14 protein-coding genes are annotated in these 21760 nt (G+C 63.8%); 11 read left to right on the top strand and 3 right to left on the bottom strand.

What is annotated here, in order from left to right:
- Positions 1 to 234 precede the first annotated feature (234 nt).
- The 10 genes from GM676_RS18145 to GM676_RS18100 are packed head-to-tail and all read left to right on the top strand — an operon-like array spanning position 235 to position 13899.
- Entirely contained in the window at positions 235 to 1872 is a 1638-nt protein-coding gene (locus GM676_RS18145; RefSeq protein WP_155465195.1) for a TldD/PmbA family protein, read from the top strand.
- Between the two features lie 18 nt (positions 1873 to 1890).
- Positions 1891 to 3228 (top strand): TldD/PmbA family protein, encoded by a 1338-nt coding sequence (locus GM676_RS18140; RefSeq protein WP_155465194.1) that lies wholly within the window; start codon positions 1891 to 1893, stop codon positions 3226 to 3228.
- A 2-nt stretch (positions 3229 to 3230) separates the two neighbouring features.
- A complete protein-coding gene (locus tag GM676_RS18135) occupies positions 3231 to 4868 on the top strand; it encodes a TldD/PmbA family protein (RefSeq protein ID WP_155465193.1) in 1638 nt (545 codons plus the stop codon).
- A gap of 3 nt (positions 4869 to 4871) precedes the next feature.
- On the top strand, positions 4872 to 6209 hold the full coding sequence (locus tag GM676_RS18130; protein WP_155465192.1) for a TldD/PmbA family protein: 1338 nt from the start codon (positions 4872 to 4874) through the stop codon (positions 6207 to 6209).
- Between the two features lie 8 nt (positions 6210 to 6217).
- Positions 6218 to 6841: a DUF4159 domain-containing protein gene (locus GM676_RS18125; protein ID WP_371866282.1), complete on the top strand. Its 624-nt coding sequence runs from the start codon at positions 6218 to 6220 to the stop codon at positions 6839 to 6841.
- Positions 6842 to 6843: 2 nt separating this feature from the next.
- The gene (locus GM676_RS18120; RefSeq protein ID WP_155465191.1) at positions 6844 to 7845 is read left to right on the top strand and encodes an AAA family ATPase; all 1002 of its coding nucleotides are present in this window, start codon (positions 6844 to 6846) and stop codon (positions 7843 to 7845) included.
- A 4-nt stretch (positions 7846 to 7849) separates the two neighbouring features.
- On the top strand, positions 7850 to 8779 hold the full coding sequence (locus tag GM676_RS18115; RefSeq protein ID WP_155465190.1) for a DUF58 domain-containing protein: 930 nt from the start codon (positions 7850 to 7852) through the stop codon (positions 8777 to 8779).
- Positions 8776 to 9966: a hypothetical protein gene (locus GM676_RS18110; protein ID WP_155465189.1), complete on the top strand. Its 1191-nt coding sequence runs from the start codon at positions 8776 to 8778 to the stop codon at positions 9964 to 9966. The genes GM676_RS18115 and GM676_RS18110 overlap by 4 nt, the downstream gene beginning before the upstream one ends.
- Positions 9950 to 12085 (top strand): DUF4175 family protein, encoded by a 2136-nt coding sequence (locus tag GM676_RS18105; RefSeq protein WP_155465188.1) that lies wholly within the window; start codon positions 9950 to 9952, stop codon positions 12083 to 12085. Before GM676_RS18110 ends, GM676_RS18105 begins: the two co-directional genes overlap by 17 nt.
- Positions 12082 to 13899 carry a hypothetical protein gene (locus GM676_RS18100; RefSeq protein WP_229262755.1) on the top strand — a complete coding sequence of 606 codons (1818 nt, stop codon included), beginning with the start codon at positions 12082 to 12084 and terminating at the stop codon, positions 13897 to 13899. The genes GM676_RS18105 and GM676_RS18100 overlap by 4 nt, the downstream gene beginning before the upstream one ends.
- 39 nt (positions 13900 to 13938) lie before the next feature.
- On the opposite strand, the gene GM676_RS18095 is transcribed toward GM676_RS18100, so the two are convergent.
- Both GM676_RS18095 and GM676_RS18090 read right to left on the bottom strand, forming a co-directional pair.
- Positions 13939 to 16668, bottom strand: a complete 2730-nt coding sequence (locus GM676_RS18095; protein ID WP_155465187.1) for a TonB-dependent receptor — start codon at positions 16666 to 16668, stop codon at positions 13939 to 13941.
- Between the two features lie 179 nt (positions 16669 to 16847).
- Positions 16848 to 17483, bottom strand: coding sequence for a pyridoxamine 5'-phosphate oxidase family protein (locus GM676_RS18090; RefSeq protein WP_155465186.1), 636 nt, complete (start codon positions 17481 to 17483; stop codon positions 16848 to 16850).
- Positions 17484 to 17567: 84 nt separating this feature from the next.
- Between GM676_RS18090 and pdxR the strand changes: the two genes are divergently transcribed.
- Positions 17568 to 19217: a MocR-like pyridoxine biosynthesis transcription factor PdxR gene (pdxR, locus tag GM676_RS18085; protein ID WP_155465185.1), complete on the top strand. Its 1650-nt coding sequence runs from the start codon at positions 17568 to 17570 to the stop codon at positions 19215 to 19217.
- Here pdxR and GM676_RS18080 read toward each other — a convergent pair.
- Entirely contained in the window at positions 19165 to 21600 is a 2436-nt protein-coding gene (locus GM676_RS18080) for a TonB-dependent receptor plug domain-containing protein (protein ID WP_155465184.1), read from the bottom strand. The two genes, pdxR and GM676_RS18080, sit on opposite strands and share 53 nt — an antisense overlap.
- Positions 21601 to 21760 lie beyond the last annotated feature (160 nt).

Below are 21760 nucleotides of genomic sequence, written 5' to 3'. Positions count from 1 at the left end.
AGGTCAAGCAAAATGAACGTCCACGCACCGGCCCTGTGCGCGGACACCCGGCGGACACCGCGCGGACACCGAAGCGGACACTCGCACCCGAAAAACAGGCACTTGCACAACATTGTTGGTTGGCATACATTTTGCAATCCGCTCCGGGCGGCAACAGATATTCTGATGTAACGTAAAGTAACAATATAAAAGAAGCTCATGGGCGGCTGGCCCACATACAACGTTGGAGAGAACATGGAACGACGTGCATTCCTCAATATCAGTAGTCTGGCTCTGGGCACGATGCTGCTGCCCGCGTTCGGCCGCGCGATCGCGGCGGAAGAACTGCTCAAGCCGGTGGATGTGAAATTCAAGAAGGCGCTGGCCGATACCGCCATGGGCGCGGCCACGCAGGCGGGCGCCTCGTACTGCGACGTGCGCATCGGCCGCTACCTGAACCAGTTCCTCACCACGCGCGACCTCAACGTCGAGAACGTGGTCAACACCGAATCGGCCGGCGTCGGCGTGCGCGTGATCGCCGGCGGCGCCTACGGCTTTGCCGCCACCAACGACATGACCCCGGACGGCGTGGCCGCCGCCGCGCGCCAGGCCGTGGCCATCGCCAAGGCCAACGCCAAGCTGCAAACCGAACCGCTGATCCTGGCGCCGGTGAAGGGCGTGGGCGAGGTGGCGTGGGCCACGCCGATCGTCAAGGACTGGCGCACGGTCGCCATCAAGGACAAGGCCGACCTGCTGATCGCCGCCAACAAGGCCGGCATGGAAGGCGGCGCCAGCTTCATGCAATCGCTGCTGTTCCAGGTCAACCAGCAGAAGTACTTCGCCTCCACCGACGGTTCCTACATCGACCAGGATATCCATCGCCTGTGGATGCCGTTCTTCGCCACCGCCGTCGACAAGAAGGAAAACAAGTTCCGCACCCGCCAGGGCCTGTCGGCGCCGGTCGGCATGGGCTATGAATACCTGGACGCGCGCCCCGAGCACAAGCTGCAAGCGGCCGGCGGCGTCACCACGCTGTACACCAAATCGTACGACCTGATCGAGGACGCGCGCCTGGCCGGCAAGCAGGCCAAGGCCAAGCTGAAAGCCAAGTCGGTCGAACCGGGCAAGTACGACCTGGTGCTGACGCCGGAACACCTGTGGCTGACCATCCACGAATCGGTGGGCCACCCGACCGAGCTGGATCGCGTGCTGGGCTACGAGGCCAACTACGCCGGCACCAGCTTCGCCACGCTCGATAAATGGCAGACCAAGTCCTTCAAGTACGGCTCGGAGCTGGTCAACATCGTGGCCGACAAGACCACCCCCGGCTCGCTGGGCGCGGTCGGCTACGACGACGAAGGCGTCAAGTGCAAGAACTGGGACATCATCAAGGACGGCATCCTGGTCAACTACCAGGCCACCCGCGACCAGGCCCACATCATCGGCGAAAAAGAATCGCACGGCTGCTCGTATGCGGACAACTGGGCCAATGTGCAGTTCCAGCGCATGCCCAACGTTTCGCTCAAGGCCGGCAAGAAGCGCATGACGCCGGACGAAATGATCAAGGACGTCAAGAAGGGCATCTACATCGTGGGCGACGGTTCGTTCTCGATCGACCAGCAGCGCTACAACTTCCAGTTCGGCGGCCAGCTGTTCTACGAAATCAAGAACGGCAAGATCGGCCAGCAGCTGGAAGACGTGGCCTACCAATCCAACACCCAGGAATTCTGGAATGCCTGCTTGGGCATCTGCGACGAGCGCGATTGGCGCATGGGCGGCTCCTTCTTCGACGGCAAGGGCCAGCCGCCGCAAGTGTCCATCGTTTCGCACGGCGCGTCCACCACGCGCTTCAACGGCATCAACGTGATCAACACCGCCCGCAAAATCGGCTAAGCCCTGGAGAGAGATAAGATGAAATTCCTGAGTCAAGAAGACACCAAGCGTATCAGCGACAAAGTGCTGGCGCTGACCAAGGCCGATCAATGCGAAGTGTCGATCAATGGCAGCCGCAAGGGCAATATCCGCTACGCGCGCAACGCCGTGTCCACCGCCGGCCTGATTGAAGATACCCAGCTGGTGGTGTCGGTCGCCTTCGGCAAGAAGCAGGGCACGGCCACCGTCAATGAGTTCGACGACAAGTCGCTGGAAAAAGCCCTGCGCCGCGCCGAAGACCTGGCGCGCCTGGCGCCGGAAAATCCGGAGTTCATGCCGACGCCTTCGAAACAGGAGTACAAGGGCTCGCAGACATTCTTCCAGAAGACCGCCGACATCGATCCTGAATTCCGCGCGCAAGTGGCGGCCTACAGCATCGAGAACTCGCGCAAGAACAAGCTGGTGGCGGCCGGCTTCTTCACCGATAACACCTCCTTCACCTCGATCGCCAACTCCAACGGCGTGTTCGGCTACCAGCAGGACACGGGCCTGGACTTCACCCTGACCGTGCGCACCGAAGATGGCCGCGGTTCGGGCTGGGTCAAGCGCAGCGTGGGCGACGCCAGCAAGTTCGACGCGCGCGCCGCGTCGGACGTCGCTATCGAGAAGGCGCTGCGTTCGGTCGACGCCAAGGCGCTGGAGCCGGGCCGCTACACCGTGATCCTGGAGCCGGCCGCCACCTCCGACGTGCTGGCCTATATGTTCAACGCCTTCGACGCGCGTTCGGCCGACGAGGGCCGCAGCTTCCTGGCCAGGAAGGGCGGCGGCAATCGGCTGGGCGAAAAGCTGTTCGATGAGCAGGTGAACGTGTGGGCCGACCCTTGGGACAAGGATGTCGCCGTGCTGCCGTTCGACGCGCAGAGCATGCTGGCGCGCGAGCGCCAGGACATCATCAAGAACGGCAAGATCGCCTCGCTGGGTTACTCGCAGTACTGGGCCAAAAAGATGGGCCAGCGCGCCGTCGGCACGCCGGGCAATATCATCATGGCCGGCACCAACAAGTCGACCGAAGAGCTGATCGCCAACACCAAGAAGGGCATCCTGGTGACCCGCACCTGGTACATCCGCATGGTGGACCCGCAATCGGTGCTGCTGACCGGTTTGACGCGAGACGGCACCTTCTACATCGAGAACGGCAAGATCAAGCACCCGATCAAGAACTTCCGCTTCAATGAAAGCCCGGTGACGATGCTGAACAACATCGACGAAATCGGCAAGCCGGAAATCCTGTCGGGCGACGAGTCGCAATTCCAGTTGCTGATCCCGGCCATGAAGGTGCGCGACTTCAACTTCACCTCCCTGTCGGACGCGGTGTAATCATGGAGCGCCGCTCATTCCTGAAAGTAGGCGCCGTCGCTGGCGGCGCCTTGCTGGTGCCGGTCTTCGGCAATGCCATCGCGGCTGAGGAGCTGCTCAACCCGATGGCGGTGCAATTCAAAAAGTCGCTGGCCGACGCCGCCATGAATGCGGCGACCAAGGCCGGTGCCACGTATTGCGACGTGCGCATCGGCCGCTATCTGAATCAATTCATCACCACGCGCGACCTGAACGTGGAGAACATCGTCAACACCGAATCCTCCGGCGTCGGCGTGCGCGTGATCGCCAACGGCGCCTATGGCTTCTGCGCCACCAACGTCATGACGCTGGACGCGGTGGCCGACGCCGCACGCCAGGCGGTGGCGATCGCCAAGGCCAACGCCAGGCTGCAAACCGAACCGGTGGTGCTGGCGCCGGTGAAGGGCGTGGGCGAGGTGGCATGGGCCACCCCGTTCAAGAAGGACTGGCGCGCCGTGCCCATCGCCGAGAAGGCCGAACTGCTCCTCGCCGCCAACAAGGCCGGCATGGAGGCGGGCGCCAACTTCATGCGCTCCATGCTGTTCCAGGTGAACCAGCAGAAGTACTTCGCTTCCACCGACGGCTCCTACATCGACCAGGACATCCACCGTCTGTGGTCGCCGTTCACCGCCACCGCGGTCGACAAGGCCAGCGGCAAGTTCCGCACGCGCGACGGCCTGTCGTCGCCGTCCAGCATGGGCTATGAATTCTTCGACTGCAAAGCGGAGAACCGCATCAAGGCCGCCGGCGGCGTCACCAAGCTGTACAAAGGCGCTTACGACCTGATTGAGGACGCGCGCGCGGCCGGCCGCCAGGCCAGGGAAAAGCTGACCGCCAAGACGGTCGAACCGGGCAAGTACGATCTGGTGCTGTCGCCGGAACACCTGTTCCTGACCATCCACGAATCCGTGGGCCACGCCACCGAGCTGGATCGCGTGCTGGGCTACGAGGCCAATTACGCCGGCACCAGCTTCGCCACGCTGGACAAGTGGAAGACCAAGTCGTTCAAGTATGGCTCGGACCTGGTGAATATCGTGGCCGACAAGACCACGCCAACGTCGCTTGGTCTGGTCGGCTATGACGACGAAGGCGTGGCGTCCAGGCGCTGGGACCTGATCCGCAACGGCGTGCTGGTGAACTACCAGGCCACGCGCGACCAGGCGGCGATGATCGGCGAAAAAGAATCGCACGGCTGCTCGTATGCGGACAGCTGGAGCAGCGTGCAGTTCCAGCGCATGCCCAACGTCTCGCTGGAAGCGGGCAAGAAGAAGCTGACGCCGGACGACATGGTCAAGGATATCAAGAAGGGCATTTACATCCTTGGCCGCGGCTCGTACTCGATCGACCAGCAGCGCTACAACTTCCAGTTCGGCGGCCAGCTGTACTTCGAAATCAAGAACGGCAAGATCGTCAACCAGCTGGAAGACGTGGCCTACCAGTCGAACACGCAGGAATTCTGGAACGCCTGCACGGCGCTGTGCGATGAACGCGACTGGCGCCTGGGCGGCTCCTTCTTCGACGGCAAAGGCCAGCCTAGCCAGGTCAGCGCCGTGTCGCACGGCTCGCCGACCACGCGCTTCAATGGCATCAACGTGATCAACACCGCTCGCAAGATTGGATAAACCATGAAGATGCTGACGCAGGATGAAGCAAAGCGTATCTGCGACAAGGTGATGTCGCTGTCGAAGGCGGACGAGTGCCGCGTGCAGATCAGCGGCAACCGCAATGGCAATATCCGCTATGCGCGCAATGCGGTATCGACGGCGGGCCTGATCGAAAACACGCAACTGACCGTGAGCGTCGCTTTCGGCAAAAAGCAGGGCACGGCCTCGATCAATGAGTTCGACGACAAATCACTGGAAAAAGTGGTGCGCCGCGCGGAGGATGTGGCGCGCTTGGCGCCGGAGAATCCCGAGTTCCAGCCGGCGATCAAAAAGCAGGAGTACAAGCCTTCCGCCACCTTTAGCGAGGCCACTGCCGCCATCGATCCTGAATACCGCACCGAAGTGGCGGCGGCCAGCATCAACGCGGCGAAGAAGCAGGGCCTGATCGCGGCCGGCTTCTTCAGCGACACCACCGGCTTTGAAACCGTCGCCAACTCGAACGGCGTGTTCGGCTACCAGACGTTGAGTAATCTCGGCTTCACCGTCACCACCCGCACCGAGGATGGACGCGGGTCCGGCTGGGTGACGCGCTCCGCCAACGATGCGCGCAAGTTTGACGCGCGCGAAGCCTCGGAAATCGCCATCGAGAAAGCGGTGAAATCGGTGGATGCCAAGGCGCTGGAGCCGGGCCGCTATACGGTCATCCTTGAACCGGCGGCGACCTCGGAAATCATCGGCCGCATGTTTGGCGCATTCGATGCGCGCCAGGCCGATGAAGGCCGCAGCTTCCTGTCGAAGAAGGGCGGCGGCAATCGCCTCGGCGAGAAACTGTTCGACGAGCAGGTCAACATCTGGGCCGATCCGTGGAATCCGGAGGTGCCGGTGCTGCCTTGGGATAACCAGGCCATGCTGGCGCGCGAGCGCGCGGACGTGATCAAGGGCGGCAAGGTCGCTTCGCTGGACTACACGCGCTACTGGGCCGAGAAGCAGGGCCAGCGCGCGGTGGGCCGCCACGGCAATATGATCATGGCCGGCGGCGGCAAGTCGACCGAGGAACTGATCGCGTCGACCAAGAAAGGCATCCTGGTCACGCGTACCTGGTACATCCGCCTGGTCGATCCGCAATCGCTGCTGCTGACCGGTCTGACGCGCGACGGCACCTTCTACATCGAGAACGGCAAGATCAAGCATCCGATCAAGAACTTCCGCTTCAATGAAAGCCCGGTGACGATGTTGAACAACATCGATGAACTGGGCAAGCCGGTGGTGATCGGCGGCGACGAAGTGCGCTACCAGATGCTGATTCCGCCGATGAAGGTGCGCGACTTTAACTTCACGTCCCTGTCGGACGCGGTATAAGGGTTGCCGTGGCCTCGTACGATTTCTATTTCACGCGCCTGACTTACGAGTCGGGCGACTGGGATGTGGATGTCCGCATGCCCAGCAACGTGCTCAATTCGCTGGTCGAGTACACGACCTTGCGGGTCGATCCCGTTGAACGCATCGTCGCGCTGTCCGACCCCAAGATGCTGGAGGCGCCGTTCTGCTATTTCGCCGGCCACAAGCTGGTGCAGTTCACGGCGGCCGAGCGCAAGAATCTGGAGCGCTACATCAAGGGCGGCGGCTTCCTGTTCGTGGACGACTGCAACCACGACATCGACGGGCTGTTCGCGAAATCGTTCGAGGCTGAAATCGCCCGCATCTTCGGGCCGAAGGCGCTGCACAAGATCCCCAACAATCATCCGATCTATTCGAGCTTCTTCAAGTTTGAAGACGGCCCGCCGAATACCGCCGTGGAGCTGAACGGCTGGGGCGACGATCTGGTGCATGACTACCTGAAGGCGATCGAGGTCGGCGGGCGCGTGCGGCTTTTGTACAGCAACAAGGACTACGGCTGCGAGTGGGACTACGACTTCCGCAACAAGCGTTTTCTCGCGATCGACAATACCCGCTTTGCGGTCAATATCATTCAATATGCGTTGGGAGCTTAGGAATGGCTGATGGTGCAATCGCCTGGAGCGAAAAAGAGATAGGCGACTTGACCGCCAAGGTGAAAGCGCTCAAGACCAGCATGGGGCGCGTGATTATCGGCCAGGAGAACGTGATCGATTCGCTGATCATTTGCCTGCTGGCCGGCGGCCATGCGCTGGTGGAGGGCGTGCCGGGCCTGGGCAAGACGCTGCTGGTGAAATCCTTGTCGCAGGCGACGGAGCTGGATTTCCATCGCGTGCAGTTCACACCGGATCTGATGCCGTCCGATATCGTCGGCACCGAGATCCTGGAAGAGGACCATGCGACGCGCAAGCGCGAGTTCCGCTTCCAGCAAGGGCCGGTGTTCACCCAGGTGCTGCTGGCGGACGAGATCAACCGCGCGCCGCCGAAGACGCAATCGGCGCTGCTGGAGGCGATGCAGGAGCGCTCGGTGACCTTCGCCGGCCAGACGCACAAGCTGCCCAAGCCGTTCTTCGTGCTGGCCACGCAGAATCCGATCGAGCAGGCGGGTACGTATCCGCTGCCGGAGGCGCAGCTGGACCGCTTCCTGTTGCGCATCGACGTGGTGTATCCGACCGAGGAGGAGGAGATCGCCATGGTGTCCGCCACCACGCACGCGGGCCTGAAAGACGCCGAGCCGGTGATGGACGTCGCCACGCTGCTGCGTCTTCAGCAGCTGGTGCGTGATATCGAGATTGGCGACCATCTGGTGGCTTACGCCACGCGGCTGGTGCGCGCCACGCGTCCGTCGCTGACGACGGTGCCGGCGGTGCAGAAACATATCGGTTGGGGCGCGGGGCCGCGTGCCGGTCAGGCGCTGGTGCTGGCCTCCAAAGCGCGCGCGCTGATGCAAGGCCGCCTTGCCGTTACGCGCGAAGACATCGGCGAGATGCTGCTGCCAGTGCTGGCCCACCGCGTGCTGCGCAACTTCGAAGCGGAAGCGGATGGCGTGGCCATCGCCGACATCCTGCAAGCGCTGCGCGAGCATATCCGCCCGGACTAAGCGCATGCTCTCATCCACGAAGCCGGCCGCCGGCCCGGCATCGGCCGGCGCCATGACCGCCATGATGGCCCAGACCAAGGATATGGACCTGGTGATCCGTCACGTGCTGGCGGGTCCGGGTCATGGCATCCACGCTGGCCGGGAGCGCGGCGCCGGTGTCGAGTTCTCCGAATACCGTGCCTACGCCCCCGGCGACGAATGGCGCCGCGTGGACTGGAAGCTGCTGGCCCGCGCCGACCGCTACTTTGTGCGCGAAGCGGAGCGCGACAGCCACGTGGCCGTCTGGCTCTGGCTGGACGCCACCGCCTCGATGGCGGAGCCAAGCCGCGACATCAACGGCATCGACAAACTCTGGTTCGCGCGCACCGTGCTGGCCTGCGTGGCCGCCATCGCCCAACGCCAGGGCGACGCCTTCGGCCTTGTGATCTGCACCGGCGGCAAAGTGGAATTCATGCCTGCCGCGCGCGGACCGCGCCAACTACAGCGCGTACTGGCCGCGCTGAACAAGGCCGAACCAGAAGGCAGCCTGCCATCTGCCGAAACGCTGCGCGCCAGCCTGCACTTCGCCCGCTCGCCCAGCATGATCTTCGCTGCCAGCGACTTTCTCGACTGGCCATCGCCGCTGAGCGAAGCCTTGCTCCGCCTGCGCAACATGCGCCACGACGTGCGGCTACTGACCCTGCGCACGCAGGCCGAAGTCGACGCCTCGTTCAAATCCGGCGCCGGATATCGCGACCCGGAGCAGAGCGATGGCTTGCACCGCATGAGCAATGCCGACCGCGAATCCTACAAACAGCAAAGCCGTGCGCACTTCGATGGCGTGGCGGGCAACTGCCGTCAACACAACATCGTCCACTACGAGGCGCGCATCGAGCAGCCCTTGCATGGCGTATTGCGCAGCTGGTTGCAGCTTGCGGGAGCGCGGGCTAAATGATCTTGAGTTCCTATCCTTTGTGGTGGCTGGCGCTGCCGGTGCTGTTGCTGCCGGTGTGGTGGCATCGCCAGAAGCGTCAGCGCATCAAGGCCGAACTGCTGGCCACCGCGCACTTCCTGCCATCCGCGCCACCGGAGCAACTGCGCATCTGGCAATGGCGCGACAAAGTGCTGCTGGTGGTGCGCTGCCTGATGCTGGTGGCGTTGATCGCCTGGCTGGCCGCGACCATCTTCCCGTGGCGCGGCGATACTGTGTTGGTCGATGCTGGCGTAGACAAATCGTGGGCAGAAAAAGAAATCGCCGCCGCCGGCTTTAGCGCCGCCTCTCGTGTGGGATTGCCGCCCAACGCTCTGCAATGGCTGCGCGCCAACGAACGCGATTGGCGCGCCGACGCTCGCCTTCTGATCATCGCTCGCGCCAACCAACTCGCCATGCCGGCCCGACTGCCGCAATATAACCACCACCTGGAACTGCGAACGCAAGCCGTTCCACTTTCTGCAAGTACGCCGTCGGCCGCGCCGATCGAACGTCGCGTTGCACTGGCGGTACCGGACACGCGCGCCGCCGCATGGCGCTCCCTGTTTGCCGCCTTCGGCAGCGCCGGCGAAGGCGTCGCCCACTATGTGCTCGTCCCTGAACCGGATGCCAAGGCCACGCTGATTGTCTGGGACACGCCAAACACCGCGCCGCCCGACAGTTTGCGCGCTCCTCACTGGTGGATCGCCACTGCGCCGGCCACCGCGCAATCGGTCACCGCGCAATCGGTCACCGCGCAATCGGCCACAGCGCAATCGGCCACAGCGCAATCGGCCACAGCGCAATCGGCCACCGCGCCATCGGCCGCTGCCGCCTCGCCGCTGCCGGCCACCTTCCCCGAGTTGGCCAACGCTGCCTCTCTGACGATCAACGGCATCACGCTGAAATACGCCGACTCGCCACGCGGCCGCCTGTGGACTTCGGAGGCCTTCCCGCCGCGCGACGCCGACACTGCCCGCGCGCTGTATGAAGCCTGGCAACTGCTGGCCGCTGCGCCCGCGCCAGCCTACCCAACGCCATCGCAAACCTTCACCGCTGCACGCAACTCGCTGCCCGCCATCGGTGACGCCAAGCCTGCTAGCTGGCTCGCCCTGGCTCTGCTGGCCCTCTTCATGATCGAACGGATACTCACCCATGCCCGGCGCCACTGACCACCTGCGCAGCCGCCTCTGGACCGCCATCCTGCGCCGCCGGGCGCCGCAATGGCTGGCCATCCTCGCGCCACTGGCCATCGCCGCCATCGCCCTGCACCCCGCCACCGCGACGACGACCGCCACCACCACAGCCGCCGCTGCGCCCATCGCCGCCAGCGCCGCGGCTACCGCCGGCGGCGCGGCCGCAGCCGGGGCCACCGCGCCAACCGCCGCATGGCTATTCGCGCTGGCCGCAACGGCGCTTTGTCTCGTCTGGATCGCTGTAGACGCCGCGCGCTGGCGCCACCGCATCAACCAGCAATGGCCGTCCTGGCTGAACGAAGCCATCCCGCAACTCGAGGACAGCAGCACCCTGCTGGCCGAAGAAGCCCGAACATCCATCGCAAAACTCCAGCAACAACGCCTGCAAGCCCGCCTGGCCGACATACTCACAGCCGACGACTACAAATCCATCGCCCGCAAGCGCACCCGCTTCGCCATCCTGCCGCTCGTTCTCAGCTTGCTGGCCGCCGGCAGTGCCGCCGCATGGCACGGCAAGCAAACCGCTCCCGCCGCGCCACCGCAAGCCATGCAAGCCAACAAGCCCATCGTCGACGGCGAAGTCCACCTGCGCGTGACACCGCCCGCATACACCGGTGTCGCCGCCTTCGAGACCGGCGCCCGCGACATCCAGATCCCGCAGTACTCCGAAGTCCGCTGGTGCATCAACAACCCGCGCGGCGCACAGCCCGTGGTCGAACTGGGCGACGGCCAGACACTTCCCGTGACGCCCGACTGCGCAAAACTCCGCATTGAAGACTCGCTGTTCTGGCGCATCCGCGGCACCCGCTACAACATCCGTGTCACACCAGACCAGCCGCCACAAGTCACCATCGCCGAACCAAATGAACTAATCCACCTGCTGGCGAAAGACGCCAAAACCGTCCAGCTCTCCGTCAGCGCCAAAGACGATTACGCCATCACCCGCGCCAGCCTGCACATGACCCTCGCACGAGGCAGTGGCGAAAACATCCGCTTCAGCGACAAGGAAGTCCCGCTGCCACAATCCGCCGATCCCAAAAAACGCGACTGGAGAAAACAGTGGACGCTGGCGGAACTCGGCATGGAACCCGGCGATGAACTCTACTTCTTCGTGCGCGCCACCGACAACGCCCCAAGTCCGCACATCGCGCAATCGCCAACCTACACCCTGCGCCTTCCCGGCCCGGACGCCGAAAGCCTCGACTCCACCGCGCTGCCGACCATGACCAAACCGGAAAACCTGCGCAGCCAACGCCAGATCATCATCGACACCGAACAACTGGTCGCTGACCTGAAAGCCCATCGCGACATGCCGGCCGCCACCCTGCGCAACCGCAGCGAAACCATCGCCGCCGACCAGACCAAACTGCGTCTGCGCTACGGCCAGTTCCTCGGCGAAGAATCCAGCCTGTTCGGCGAAGAAGAACACGAAGAACACCACGAAAGCGGCGGCGCCCCCGAACGTCCGGGCAGCGAAATCTCCGTCATGAAAGCCTTTGGTCACGCCCATGACCAGGAAGGCAACGCCACCATCTTCGACCCGCAAACCAAAGCCATCCTGCGCCGCGCACTGGCCGCCATGTGGGATGCCGAAAAAGCTTTGCGTGCCATTTCGCCCAAGACCGCGCTGCCGCCGGAATACAAGGCGCTGGAAGCGATCAAGGAACTGCAATCCGCCGAACGCGTCTACCTGCACCGCACCGCGTTTGCGCCGCCGGCATTGAAAGAAGAAAAGCGCATGACCGGCGACATTGTCGGCGCCATGAGCTACAAGCGCGAACAGGGCGCGGCCAACGACAGTGTGCCGGCCGAGGTGCGCGATCTGGTGCAAGCCCTGTCGCAAGACGGCGCCCTGCCGGCATTGTGGAGCAAGGCTGCGCGCGACACCATCGGCGCACGCATCACCGACCAGGAACAAAAGCTCAGCGCCCAGCGCACGGTGCAGGACGTGCAGGACGGCTGCGTGCCATGCCGCGCCGAGCTGCGCGCCTGGCTGCGTGGCACGCTGGCCGATGCGCCGGTGCTGCTGCAGGCACGTCCTTCGGCGGAGACGCCGTTCAGCAAGGCGTGGAGCGGCAAGGAGCAAGCAAAATGATCATCGCTACCGATTTCGCGGCGATAGCGCCACCGCTGGCCGTCGCGGCGGCTGGCGCGATCAGCGCCGCGCTGTATGGCCGCAAGAAGCAGTGGCTGAACGCCGCATTGGCCGGCATGGCTGGCGCCGCGCTGGCGGTATCGCTGGCCGACATGCGCATGCCGGCTGCCGCTGCCGCGCCGCTGGCCGTCAACACCGAAGCGGGCCGCATCAGCGATGCCGACCGGCTGGCGATTCCCGCCGCCAGCGCCATCACGCTGAGTGGTGACGGTGTACGTGAGGCGGAGTGGCGCGATCTGCCTGCGCGTCCGCTGCAATGGAAGCCTGCGCCTGCCGACTTGCTGTGGCTCGACTTCCCACGTTCGATTTCGCTGGGCCGTATTTTCACATTGTCGGTGCGCCGTTCGCCAGCGCAGGCTGGATGGCGCTTGCAACTGCTGGCCGAGAATAAGCAAGTGCTGGCGGATTCCGGTCCGTCTTCGTCGGCGCAGGCGGCGGTGCAGTGGCTGCCGCCGGTGGTGGAGAACATGGTGCTTCAAGCGCGCATGCTGGATGCCGCCGGCAAGACTATCGCACAAGGGCCGGTTCCCTTGCAGGTGCATGAGCCGGTGTCCTTGCAAATACAGGGCCGCTTCGATGCACCGTCGTTCGATGCGCGCACGTTGAATCAGTTGTTGTCGGACGGCGGCGCGATATTGGACTGGAATGTCACGCTCGGCAAAGCCATCACACGCAGCGAGACCGCGCGTGCGCCGCTCACTGCGCCGAATGCGATGTTTGTCGATGCGGCGTATGTTGAGCATCTGAGCCCTTCGGCGCGAGGGAGTTTGCTGGCGCAGGTGGGGCAGGGCGTGCCGCTGGTGGTGTTGGGCGGGAATGCTGCGGATGTCGGCGTGTGGCAGCGGGATTTTGGTTTGATGCTGCATCCGCAGTCGCCGACCACGGAGAAAGAGGATGTGCGTCAGTTTGGCGCGCTGGCCATGTCGCCGGCGGGATTGAATCCGGCGGAGAATGCGGCCGATCCTTGGTCGGTGCTGGCGCGCGATGGCAAGCAGCAGCCGTGGATGTGGAGCCGTGCTGTCGGCAAGGGGCGCGTGGTGTGGCTTGGTGTGACGGATTGGCACAAACATGCGATCAGCGCACCGCAGTCGCTGGCGTTGTGGTGGCAATCGGCGATGGACAGGATTGCGCTGGATAGCGTGCGGAAAACCGTTTGGCAGTTGAACGACCCGATGCCCGTGCCGGGATTGCGCAGCGAGGTATGCGCGCAGGGCGTGAAGGCTGGCGTGGCGCTGACGGCCGCAGGCGATGGAATGATGGCTTTGCAGACGCGCGCGGACAAGGCGGATGGCGTGTGCGCGGCGTTCTGGCCACGGAAGGCGGGATGGATCAAGTTCAGCGCGAAGGGCATGGAGGCGCCGGGAGCGGAGTACATCTACGCCGCCAACGACTGGCCGGCCTGGCAACGCGCGCTGCGCCACGAAGCCACCGCGTTATACGCCGCGCGCTCGGCGCCAGCGATCAAGGCGGCGGGGTGGGCGGCGGGTGGGCCGACGAACGGGGCAGCGGGTGGGGCCGCGAGTGGGACAGCGGCGATTGCTGTGAATGCGCCGATCACGGGGAATGCTGCGAACGCAGCGCGGGCGCCGGGAACGGCGGCGCTGGCGGACGGCGGCGCGGAGGATGCCGGTGTACCGGCGGGGCGGCGCTTGCCGGCCGCGCCTTTTGCGGTGCTGTTTGCGTTGTCCATGCTGGCCCTTTGGTATCGTGAGCAAAGCGCTGAAAAAAGCCCTGCACGCGAAGCGCAGGGCTAAAGCCGGCCCATACAACCGGGCCGGCGTCCTTGGCCGGACTTAGAACTTGTAGTTCAGCCCAAACAGGACAGTGCGACCGTACTTCGCATATTCCAGCTGACGGTCCTTGCTGTTAGCGTAGGTTTCATACGCCTCGTTGGTCAGGTTGTTCACTTGCAGCAGAACGCCCAGGCCTTTGTATGCGCCTTCGTTGAAGGTGTAGCCGATCTGGAAGTCGACCGGATGATCGCCCACCACATAGCGCAGTTGACGGTCGCCGGCGAAGTTGCCGATCTCGCCGACGTAGTCGGATCGCTTGCGGGTGCTCACGCGGGTCGAGAAGCCGGCTTTTTCGTAATACAGCGTCAAGTTGGTGACGTTGCGCGACAGGCCAGGCAGCGGGATCTTGCCGATGGTGGAGTTGACTTCCTTGATGTCGATATGGCTCTCGGTGTACGAGGTCGAAGCCAGCACGCCGAAGCCGTCCAGCGCTGGCGTCAGCATTTCAAACGGCACCGATACCGACAGCTCCGCACCTTTCAGCGTGCCGCCATTGCCGTTGTAGGCGGTGGTGTACTGGCCCTGGTTGGTGATGGCGATGGTGCCGGCCGTGTACTGCGAGAAGTCGCGCGTGTCGGAGAAGGTGTAGATGTAGGTGTCGAGCTTTTTGTAGAAGCCCGCCAGCGCCACATAGCCCTTCTTGGCGAAGTACTTTTCCCATGATACGTCGAACGCCTTGGCTTTCCATGGATCGAGCTTGGTGTTGCCGCCGCTGCCGCTAGGCAGGCGGCTGCCGGTATCGACGGTGAAGTTGAAGCCTGCATTCAGCTGGTCCACGCGCGGACGGGCGATCTGCTTGGCCAGCGAGACGCGCAGGGTCTGGTCGTTGGCCAGGCCGAAGGCCAGGTTCACGCTAGGCAGCACGTCGTTGTAGCTCTTGCCGTCGCTGATCGGATGCGCCGCACCGCCGTTGTCCGCATACAGCGATTCCGACGACTGGTTGGTGTGCACCAGCTGCGCGCCGACGTTACCGCGCAGCGAAACGCCACCCAGGTCCGAATCGATATTGGCGCGCACAAAGCTGGTGGTGATCTTCTCGGTCACGTCCCACGCGCGGCTGATGGTGCCGGCGTTGTTGGCCAGGCTGTAGTTGATCGGATCGAAGTACTTGGCGATCACCGCCGGTACATTCCACGACGGCACAATGCCCGAACCGGCGAAGCCCAGGTCCACCGGCGCGTACAGCAGGTCGCTGGAGATGGTCGGATTCCCTTTGGCGAACAGCTGGCCCGAAGGCTGGCGCTTGGTCTTGGTGCGGTTGCTATGGTTGATGCCGACATCGACGTTGTGGAACATGCTCTCCAGCGCATCCGGCACCGGCACGGTGGCCACCAGTTTGAAGCTCTTCAGCGTGTCGACCAGATGCGGCGAGTAAGTGCTGCCGTAGCCGTAGATCGAGTTACCGGTCAACAGCTTGGCCGGATTGCTGTAATCCAGCGTGCCGTGGATGGTGGCGAAGTCGCCGGTCTTCCAGCCCACCGTCATCAGCGGATCGTTGAAGGCGCCGCCGGTGGCGCTTTGCAGTTGCAGATTGTTTTCCAGGTAGGTCTCGTCACGCTTGGCGCGCGAGTAGTTGGCATCGGCCAGCAGGGTCCAGCTGCCGAAGTTGAAGCGGTTGGCCCAGCCAGCGGTGCGGATCTGATCCTGACGGTTGTTGTACTGACCGCGCACCAGCGGGTAGGCGCCGGTGGCGGTGCCGCCCAGCAGCGTGCCGTTCACCACGTTCACGGTCTGGTAGTTGAAGCCGACCGGGTTGTTGCTGCCGTTGTAGCCGCCCAGGTTCACTTCGAACTGGTTGTTGGTGTCGACCTGCTTGAATTCCGAGGCGAAGATGTCGACGGTGCTGGTCCACATTTTCGATGGACGGTATTCCAGCACGCCGATCAGGCCAGTGCGTTTCAGCACGCCGCTCTTGGCCAGCGACTTCACGCCGGCGGTGATGAAGGTGCCGGCCGGGACGCCCGATACCGCGCTTTGTGAGAATGGCTCGTAGGTGCCGGTCTCGTGATCGAGGATAGGCGATTCCAGATGGGCGATGCCCAGCGCCACACCGACCGTGCGGTTCGCAAACTGGTCGATATAGCTGGCGCTGACGCGGTGGCCGGTGTCCTTGGCGTTGGCGATCTTGCCCAGCGAGTTTTTCTCGCCGCGTGCGTTGATCGAGAAGTTACGGCCGCTGAATGCCAGCGGGCGCACGGTCTGCATGTCGATGGTGCCGGACAGGCCTTGGCCGATCAGGCCCGCGTCCGGGGTTTTGTAGATGGTGACGGCGCTCAGCAGCTCGGATGGGTACTGGTCGAATTCAACGCTGCGGTTGTCGCCGGTGCTGACCTGCTCACGGCCGTTCAGCAGCGTGGTGCCGAAGTCCGGCGACAGGCCGCGAATCGAGATCACTTGCGCACGGCCGGCCACGCGCTGCGCCGCCAGGCCTGGCAGGCGGGCGATCGATTCGGCGATCGACACGTCAGGCAGTTTGCCGATGTCTTCGGCGGAGATGGTTTCAACGATGGAGGTCGAATCCTTCTTGACCGAGATAGCGTCTTCGATGCCGCGCCGGATGCCGGCCACCACTACGGTGGTTGGGGCGGCGTCGCTGGCTTGTGGCGTGTCGGCGGCGTTTTCCGCGTGGACCGGCGCGGAAAGGGCGGAAATCAGCACCGCGCAGGCGGCGGCGACAGGGCTGAGCGGCAGCGCGGCACGCAGGCCGCACTGTGGTTGATTGAGCTGCATTGTAGTCTCCAGGGTTGTCGAATTGGCGCGTTCTTGCGACGCTTGAGTTCGATCTTATATTAAAACTAGAATGTCGGTCAAACAATGTTTGTGCCGAAACAGGGTTTTGGTCGACTACTTCGCCTTTGTAGTCGAGCGAAGTTGTATTTGTGATACATAATACAAGAAGATTATGTAACTTAACTACATAAAATCCACCGGCTTACATAATCAGGTTCAGGCAAGGTGCAGGCGGCGTCCGGCTGTGGCGCCAGCGGCGTGCGCGCCCACGGCAGCACGCCGGCCCACACTGGCCAGTTGAGGTCTTCGGGATCGTCATCGACGCCGTCGGAGCGGATTTTGCACGCGGCTTCGGTCAGCGGGATGCGCAACACGGTGGTGGCGGCGTATTCCTTGTCGGAGCCGGGGCGGATCTCCGCCTGGCGGCCAGGCGCCAGCTTTTCCATCAACGCTTCCATCGCGTGGCGCGCGGCGTCGCCTTCCACCGCTTCAAAACGGCCATAGATCATGGCCGAACGGTAGTTCATCGAGTGGTTGAAGGCGGAGCGCGCCAGCACCAGGCCATCGAGGTGAGTGATGGTGACGCAGCATTCGTTTTCCAACAGGTGCTTGACCATGCGGCTGCCGTTGGAGCCGTGGATGTACAGGTGGTCGCCTTCGCGCCAGCAGGCGGTGGGGATGCAGTGCGCGCCTTTGCCGTCGGCGAAGGCGATGTGGCACAGGTAGGCGTCATCGACGATGGCGTGCAGGGTGGCGGTGTCGTAGTGGGCGTTGGTGGCGACGCGGTGAATGCGGGTGCGGTCAGATGGTGCCATGGTTTCCTTTCATAAAAGCGCAATATAATGAAATACTGGCTCTATCAATAGATCCAAGGATTGCAAATTTTATGGAGCCATGAAATGGATTTTTCGCTGCTGTTTAATGGTTATGCCGAGCGGCATGGCGACGCGGGATGGCCGCGCCAGCGCATACTGCATGAGTGCCTGCGCACGGCCATCCGCGACGGCACGCTGGCAGCCGGCACCAGGCTCGCCGCCTCGCGCGCGCTGGCCGAGGAGCTGGGCGTGGCGCGCAACACCGTGCTGTATGCATACGACCAGCTGACCAGTGAAGGCTATGTGGTCAGCGACCGTCGCGGCACAGTGGTCGCGACGTTGACCGCTCCAGCAGCGGAAGGTGCGGCATGGCGTGCGCCGCAAGGGCGCGCTGCGGCGAAGGCGGCGGAGGCCGCAAGGACAGCGCGCGGCGGCGTTGCGAAGGCGGCGGAAGCGGTAGAGGCAGTGCGAGGCGGGGCGACGCGCGCGGTAGGGCTGGGGGCGGCGCCGGTGAGCTTGTCGCAGCGGGTACGCAATCTGCGGCCGTTGCCGGGCGAGGCTGACCGTATGGGCGCGTTTGTGCCTGGCGTGCCGGCGCTGGAACACTTTCCTATAACGCTGTGGCGGCGCATGCTGGAGCGCGCGCTGCGTGGTATGACGGTGCTCCAGCTGAATTATGGCGATCCCGCCGGCGAAGCGCCGCTGCGCGAGGCGATTGCCGATCACCTGCGCGCCTCGCGCGGCGTGCTGTGCGACGCCAGCCAGGTGTTCATCACCGACGGCACACAGAGTAGTCTGGATCTCTGCATGCGCGCCCTGGCCGACGCCGGCGAAACCATCTGGATCGAGAACCCTGGCTATGGTGGCGCATTGGCAGCCGCGCGCGCCGCAGGGCTGGCGGTGGCCGGCATCGACGTCGACGATGACGGCATAGCGCCACAGCCCGACGACTGGCTGCTACGCCCGCCAAAGCTGATCTACACCACGCCCTCGCACCAGTACCCGATCGGCAGCGTGCTTGGTCTGCGTCGCCGCCACGGGTTGATTGAAGCCGCGCGCGCGGCCGGCGCGCTGATTATCGAAGACGACTACGACAGCGAATTCCGCCACGACGGCGCACCGCTGCACGCCATGCAAGGCCTGGCGCCGGACGCGCCGGTGGTGTATCTGGGCACGTTCAGCAAGACCATGTTCCCCTCGCTGCGCATCGGTTTCGTGGTGGTGCCGGCATGGTTGGCCGGAGACTTCGCGCAGATGCGGGCGCAATCGTCCGCGCGCGGCCGCGTGGCCGAGCAGCTGGCATTGGCGGAGTTCCTGCGCAGCGGTCATTTCCTGCGCCACCTGCGCCGCATGCGCAGGCTGTATCGCCAGCGCCGCGATGCACTGGTAGCCGCATTACAAAAACATCTGGGATCGGTGGCCACCGTGCATGGCGGCTCGGCCGGCATGCACCTCTCATTGCGCTTCAACGACGCGCGCATCGACGACGTCGAGGTCACGGCGCAGGCGGAGCGGCACGGCATCGCCGTCAACGCGCTAAGCCAGCACGATACGCAGGGAGATTCGGGATGGAAGGGTTTGATGCTCGGCTACGCACAAGTGCCCGCCGAGCAGATGGAAGGACTGGTCAAACAGTTGGCGGCATTGATCCACCTTGCGGCGTATGCCGCCAACCGTTCAATCAAAACGCCGTATCAGCACGCACGTAGAACGAGCGGCCGTTCACGCCGATAGGGCAGGTTTCCCAGCAGCGGGTGAAGCCCAGTTTCGGGAACGAGCCGCCGTTGGTCCACTCGTTAGGCAACTGATTGAACACGTTGTTCACGCCGAAGCCCAGGAAGGTGCGCTTGCTGAACGCGTAGCGCACGGTGGTGTCCACCAGCCAGCGCGCATCCCACTTTTGCAGTGGGCTGAAGTTTTCAGCATACACTTCGCCGAAGTAGTTGGCGCGTGCGTTCAGGTTCCATGGGCCCACGGTGTAGTCCGCGCCCACCACGTGGTGCTTGCGTGGCTGGCCGCGTTCGATCAGGGTCACTTGCGACTGGTCGAACAGCTTCTCGCCGCTCAGCACCGAAGACGTCGAGTGGCGCTTGGTCACTTCGGTCTTGTTGAAGCCCAGTTGGCCCGACAGCACCAGGGTGGAAGCGTCAAACTTGGTGGTGTGCTCCGCCACGATGTCCAGGCCACGGGTGCGGGTGTCGACAGCGTTGGTGAAGAACTGTGCCTGGCCCACGCCCAGTGGTTTCAGGATGTTGGCGATCGGGCCGCCGCCGGCTTCAGGCGCGATCTCGCTGGAGAACACGATGCGGTCCTTGATCTTGATCTGGTACGCATCGGCGGTCAGCGACATATTCTTCGCCGGACGCAGCACGATACCGCCGCTGATGCTGGTCGAGGTTTCCTCTTTCAGCGGCTTGATGCCGAAGGCCTGGGTCACGGCGCTGCCTTGGCGCGCGGTCAGGGTTTCGGTCAGCACGCCGTTATTCAGGTTGGTCGACACGGAGCTGTAGAACTCCTGCTGCACGCTTGGTGCGCGGAAGCCGGTCGAGGCGCTGGCGCGGAAGCCAACTTCCTTGCTCGGGTCGAAGCGCGCACTCAGCTTGCCGGTGACGGTGTCGCCGAAGTCCGAGTATTTTTCGTAGCGCACCGCGCCGCCCAGGGTCAGCTCTTTCACCGGCTTGGTTTCGGCATCGAGGAACAGGGCGATGTTGTGACGGCCCGAATCCACCGCGGTACCCGGCGTGTAGCCCGGGAAGCCCTGGATGCCGGCAGCCGCCGTGGCGCCGCTCGGCGTCTTGATGATGATGGCCGGGTTGTTGGTGCGGCCGTACTGGTAGGAGATCGGATCGCCGGCGACGATCTGGTAGTTATCCTGGCGGTATTCGAAGCCGGTGGCCAGCGACACCTCGGTGCCGCCCAGTTGCACCGGACCCTTGACGTCGGCGTTGAAGGTCAGCTGGTTGAATTTCAGCGTGCCGGTATCGGCTTCGCGTGCCGATTCGGCGTAGATGCCGCCACCCGGTTTCGGCTCGTACCAGTAGGAGACGTTCAAGCTGTTGGATTCGTGGAAGGCCAGCTCGCTCTGGCCGTAGTTGATGCTGATGTCGGCCTTCCAGGTGTCGCTCAGGTCACGGCGGTAGCCGAAGGCGAACGAGGCGTCCTTGATGGTGGTGTCGATGGCCGGCAGGAAGCCGTTCGGGTACACGGCCGGCACGGTGCGGTCATCGCCGGCCGAGCGGAAGAAGCCATACGAATCGCTCTTGCGCTGCGAGACGCCGCCAAAGGCGTAGAACTCGCTGCGCGCGTCGATCGGCAGGGAGCCGTTCCACCACAGGTAAGCGTCCTTGGTGTTGCTGTCACCGATGTGCTGGGTCACGCGCGGTGGGCTCACGCGCAGCGAGTCCGGGCCGGCGCGGTTGGTCTCTCCGCGCTTGCGCCATTCGGCGGTCAGGTTGATGTAGCCGCCGTTGTCGCCCAGCGCGAAGCCGCGATTGACGCTGGCCGAGTACATGTCGCCGTCGCCTTCCGAGGTGGTGCCGACCTGGCCGCTCAGCGCGGTCTCGCCGATGTTCGATTTGAGGACGATGTTGATCACGCCTGCGATCGCGTCCGAGCCATATTGGGCGGCGGCGCCGTCGCGCAGCACCTCGATGTGGTGGATGGCGGCCAGCGGGATGGCGTTGATGTCGGTACCGGCCGAACCACGGCCGATGGTTTGCTGCACGTTGACCAGCGCTTGCTGGTGGCGGCGCTTGCCGTTGATCAGCACCAGCACCTGGTCAGGACCCAGCGAACGCAGGGTGGCCGGACGAATCGAGTCGGTGCCGTCGCTGATGAAGGTGGTGGAGAAGTTGAACGACGGGTCCAGCGTTTGCAGCAGCTTGCCCAGCTCCAGCGGGCCGGCGGTTTGCAGGTCTTTCAGGCCGATCAGGCCTACCGGCGCCGAGGTGTCCAGCGCGGTTTTGGCGACCGAGCGTGAGCCCAGTACGACCACGGTTTGTTGATCATCCGCTTTGCTGGCGTTGTCGGTGGACGATTGCGCGAAAGCGGTTTGCGCGGCCAACAGCAGGATGGCGCTGGCCAGCAAGGTGCGTTTGAATTGTGGTGCTCTTTGCATTGGTTTTCTCTCTAGGTATTTGAAGACGGCCAGCGGAGTAGGGCCGTTGATAAAAATACTAAAGGGAGGCTTCAAGGAGCGACAACGCGGCTCGCACCACAATGTTGCGGAATGTGTACATTTACCAATATTTCGTGCACTGTAACGCAATGTATCGTAA

Source organism: Duganella radicis (assembly GCF_009720825.1).
Taxonomy (GTDB): domain Bacteria; phylum Pseudomonadota; class Gammaproteobacteria; order Burkholderiales; family Burkholderiaceae_D; genus Rugamonas; species Rugamonas radicis.
The sequence above is the reverse complement of the archived record's forward strand: the minus strand, read 5'-3'. Positions and strand labels throughout refer to the sequence as shown.

What these genes read in the sequence shown, in the direction of transcription:
- GM676_RS18145 (WP_155465195.1), top strand. Translation starts at nt 235, where the DNA reads ATGGAACGACGTGCATTCCTCAATATCAGTAGTCTGGCTCTGGGCACG.
- GM676_RS18140 (WP_155465194.1), top strand. Translation starts at nt 1,891, where the DNA reads ATGAAATTCCTGAGTCAAGAAGACACCAAGCGTATCAGCGACAAAGTG.
- GM676_RS18135 (WP_155465193.1), top strand. Translation starts at nt 3,231, where the DNA reads ATGGAGCGCCGCTCATTCCTGAAAGTAGGCGCCGTCGCTGGCGGCGCC.
- GM676_RS18130 (WP_155465192.1), top strand. Translation starts at nt 4,872, where the DNA reads ATGAAGATGCTGACGCAGGATGAAGCAAAGCGTATCTGCGACAAGGTG.
- GM676_RS18120 (WP_155465191.1), top strand. Translation starts at nt 6,844, where the DNA reads ATGGCTGATGGTGCAATCGCCTGGAGCGAAAAAGAGATAGGCGACTTG.
- GM676_RS18115 (WP_155465190.1), top strand. Translation starts at nt 7,850, where the DNA reads ATGCTCTCATCCACGAAGCCGGCCGCCGGCCCGGCATCGGCCGGCGCC.
- GM676_RS18110 (WP_155465189.1), top strand. Translation starts at nt 8,776, where the DNA reads ATGATCTTGAGTTCCTATCCTTTGTGGTGGCTGGCGCTGCCGGTGCTG.
- GM676_RS18105 (WP_155465188.1), top strand. Translation starts at nt 9,950, where the DNA reads ATGCCCGGCGCCACTGACCACCTGCGCAGCCGCCTCTGGACCGCCATC.
- GM676_RS18100 (WP_229262755.1), top strand. Translation starts at nt 12,082, where the DNA reads ATGATCATCGCTACCGATTTCGCGGCGATAGCGCCACCGCTGGCCGTC.
- GM676_RS18095 (WP_155465187.1), bottom strand. Translation starts at nt 16,668, where the DNA reads ATGCAGCTCAATCAACCACAGTGCGGCCTGCGTGCCGCGCTGCCGCTC.
- GM676_RS18090 (WP_155465186.1), bottom strand. Translation starts at nt 17,483, where the DNA reads ATGGCACCATCTGACCGCACCCGCATTCACCGCGTCGCCACCAACGCC.
- pdxR (WP_155465185.1), top strand. Translation starts at nt 17,568, where the DNA reads ATGGATTTTTCGCTGCTGTTTAATGGTTATGCCGAGCGGCATGGCGAC.
- GM676_RS18080 (WP_155465184.1), bottom strand. Translation starts at nt 21,600, where the DNA reads ATGCAAAGAGCACCACAATTCAAACGCACCTTGCTGGCCAGCGCCATC.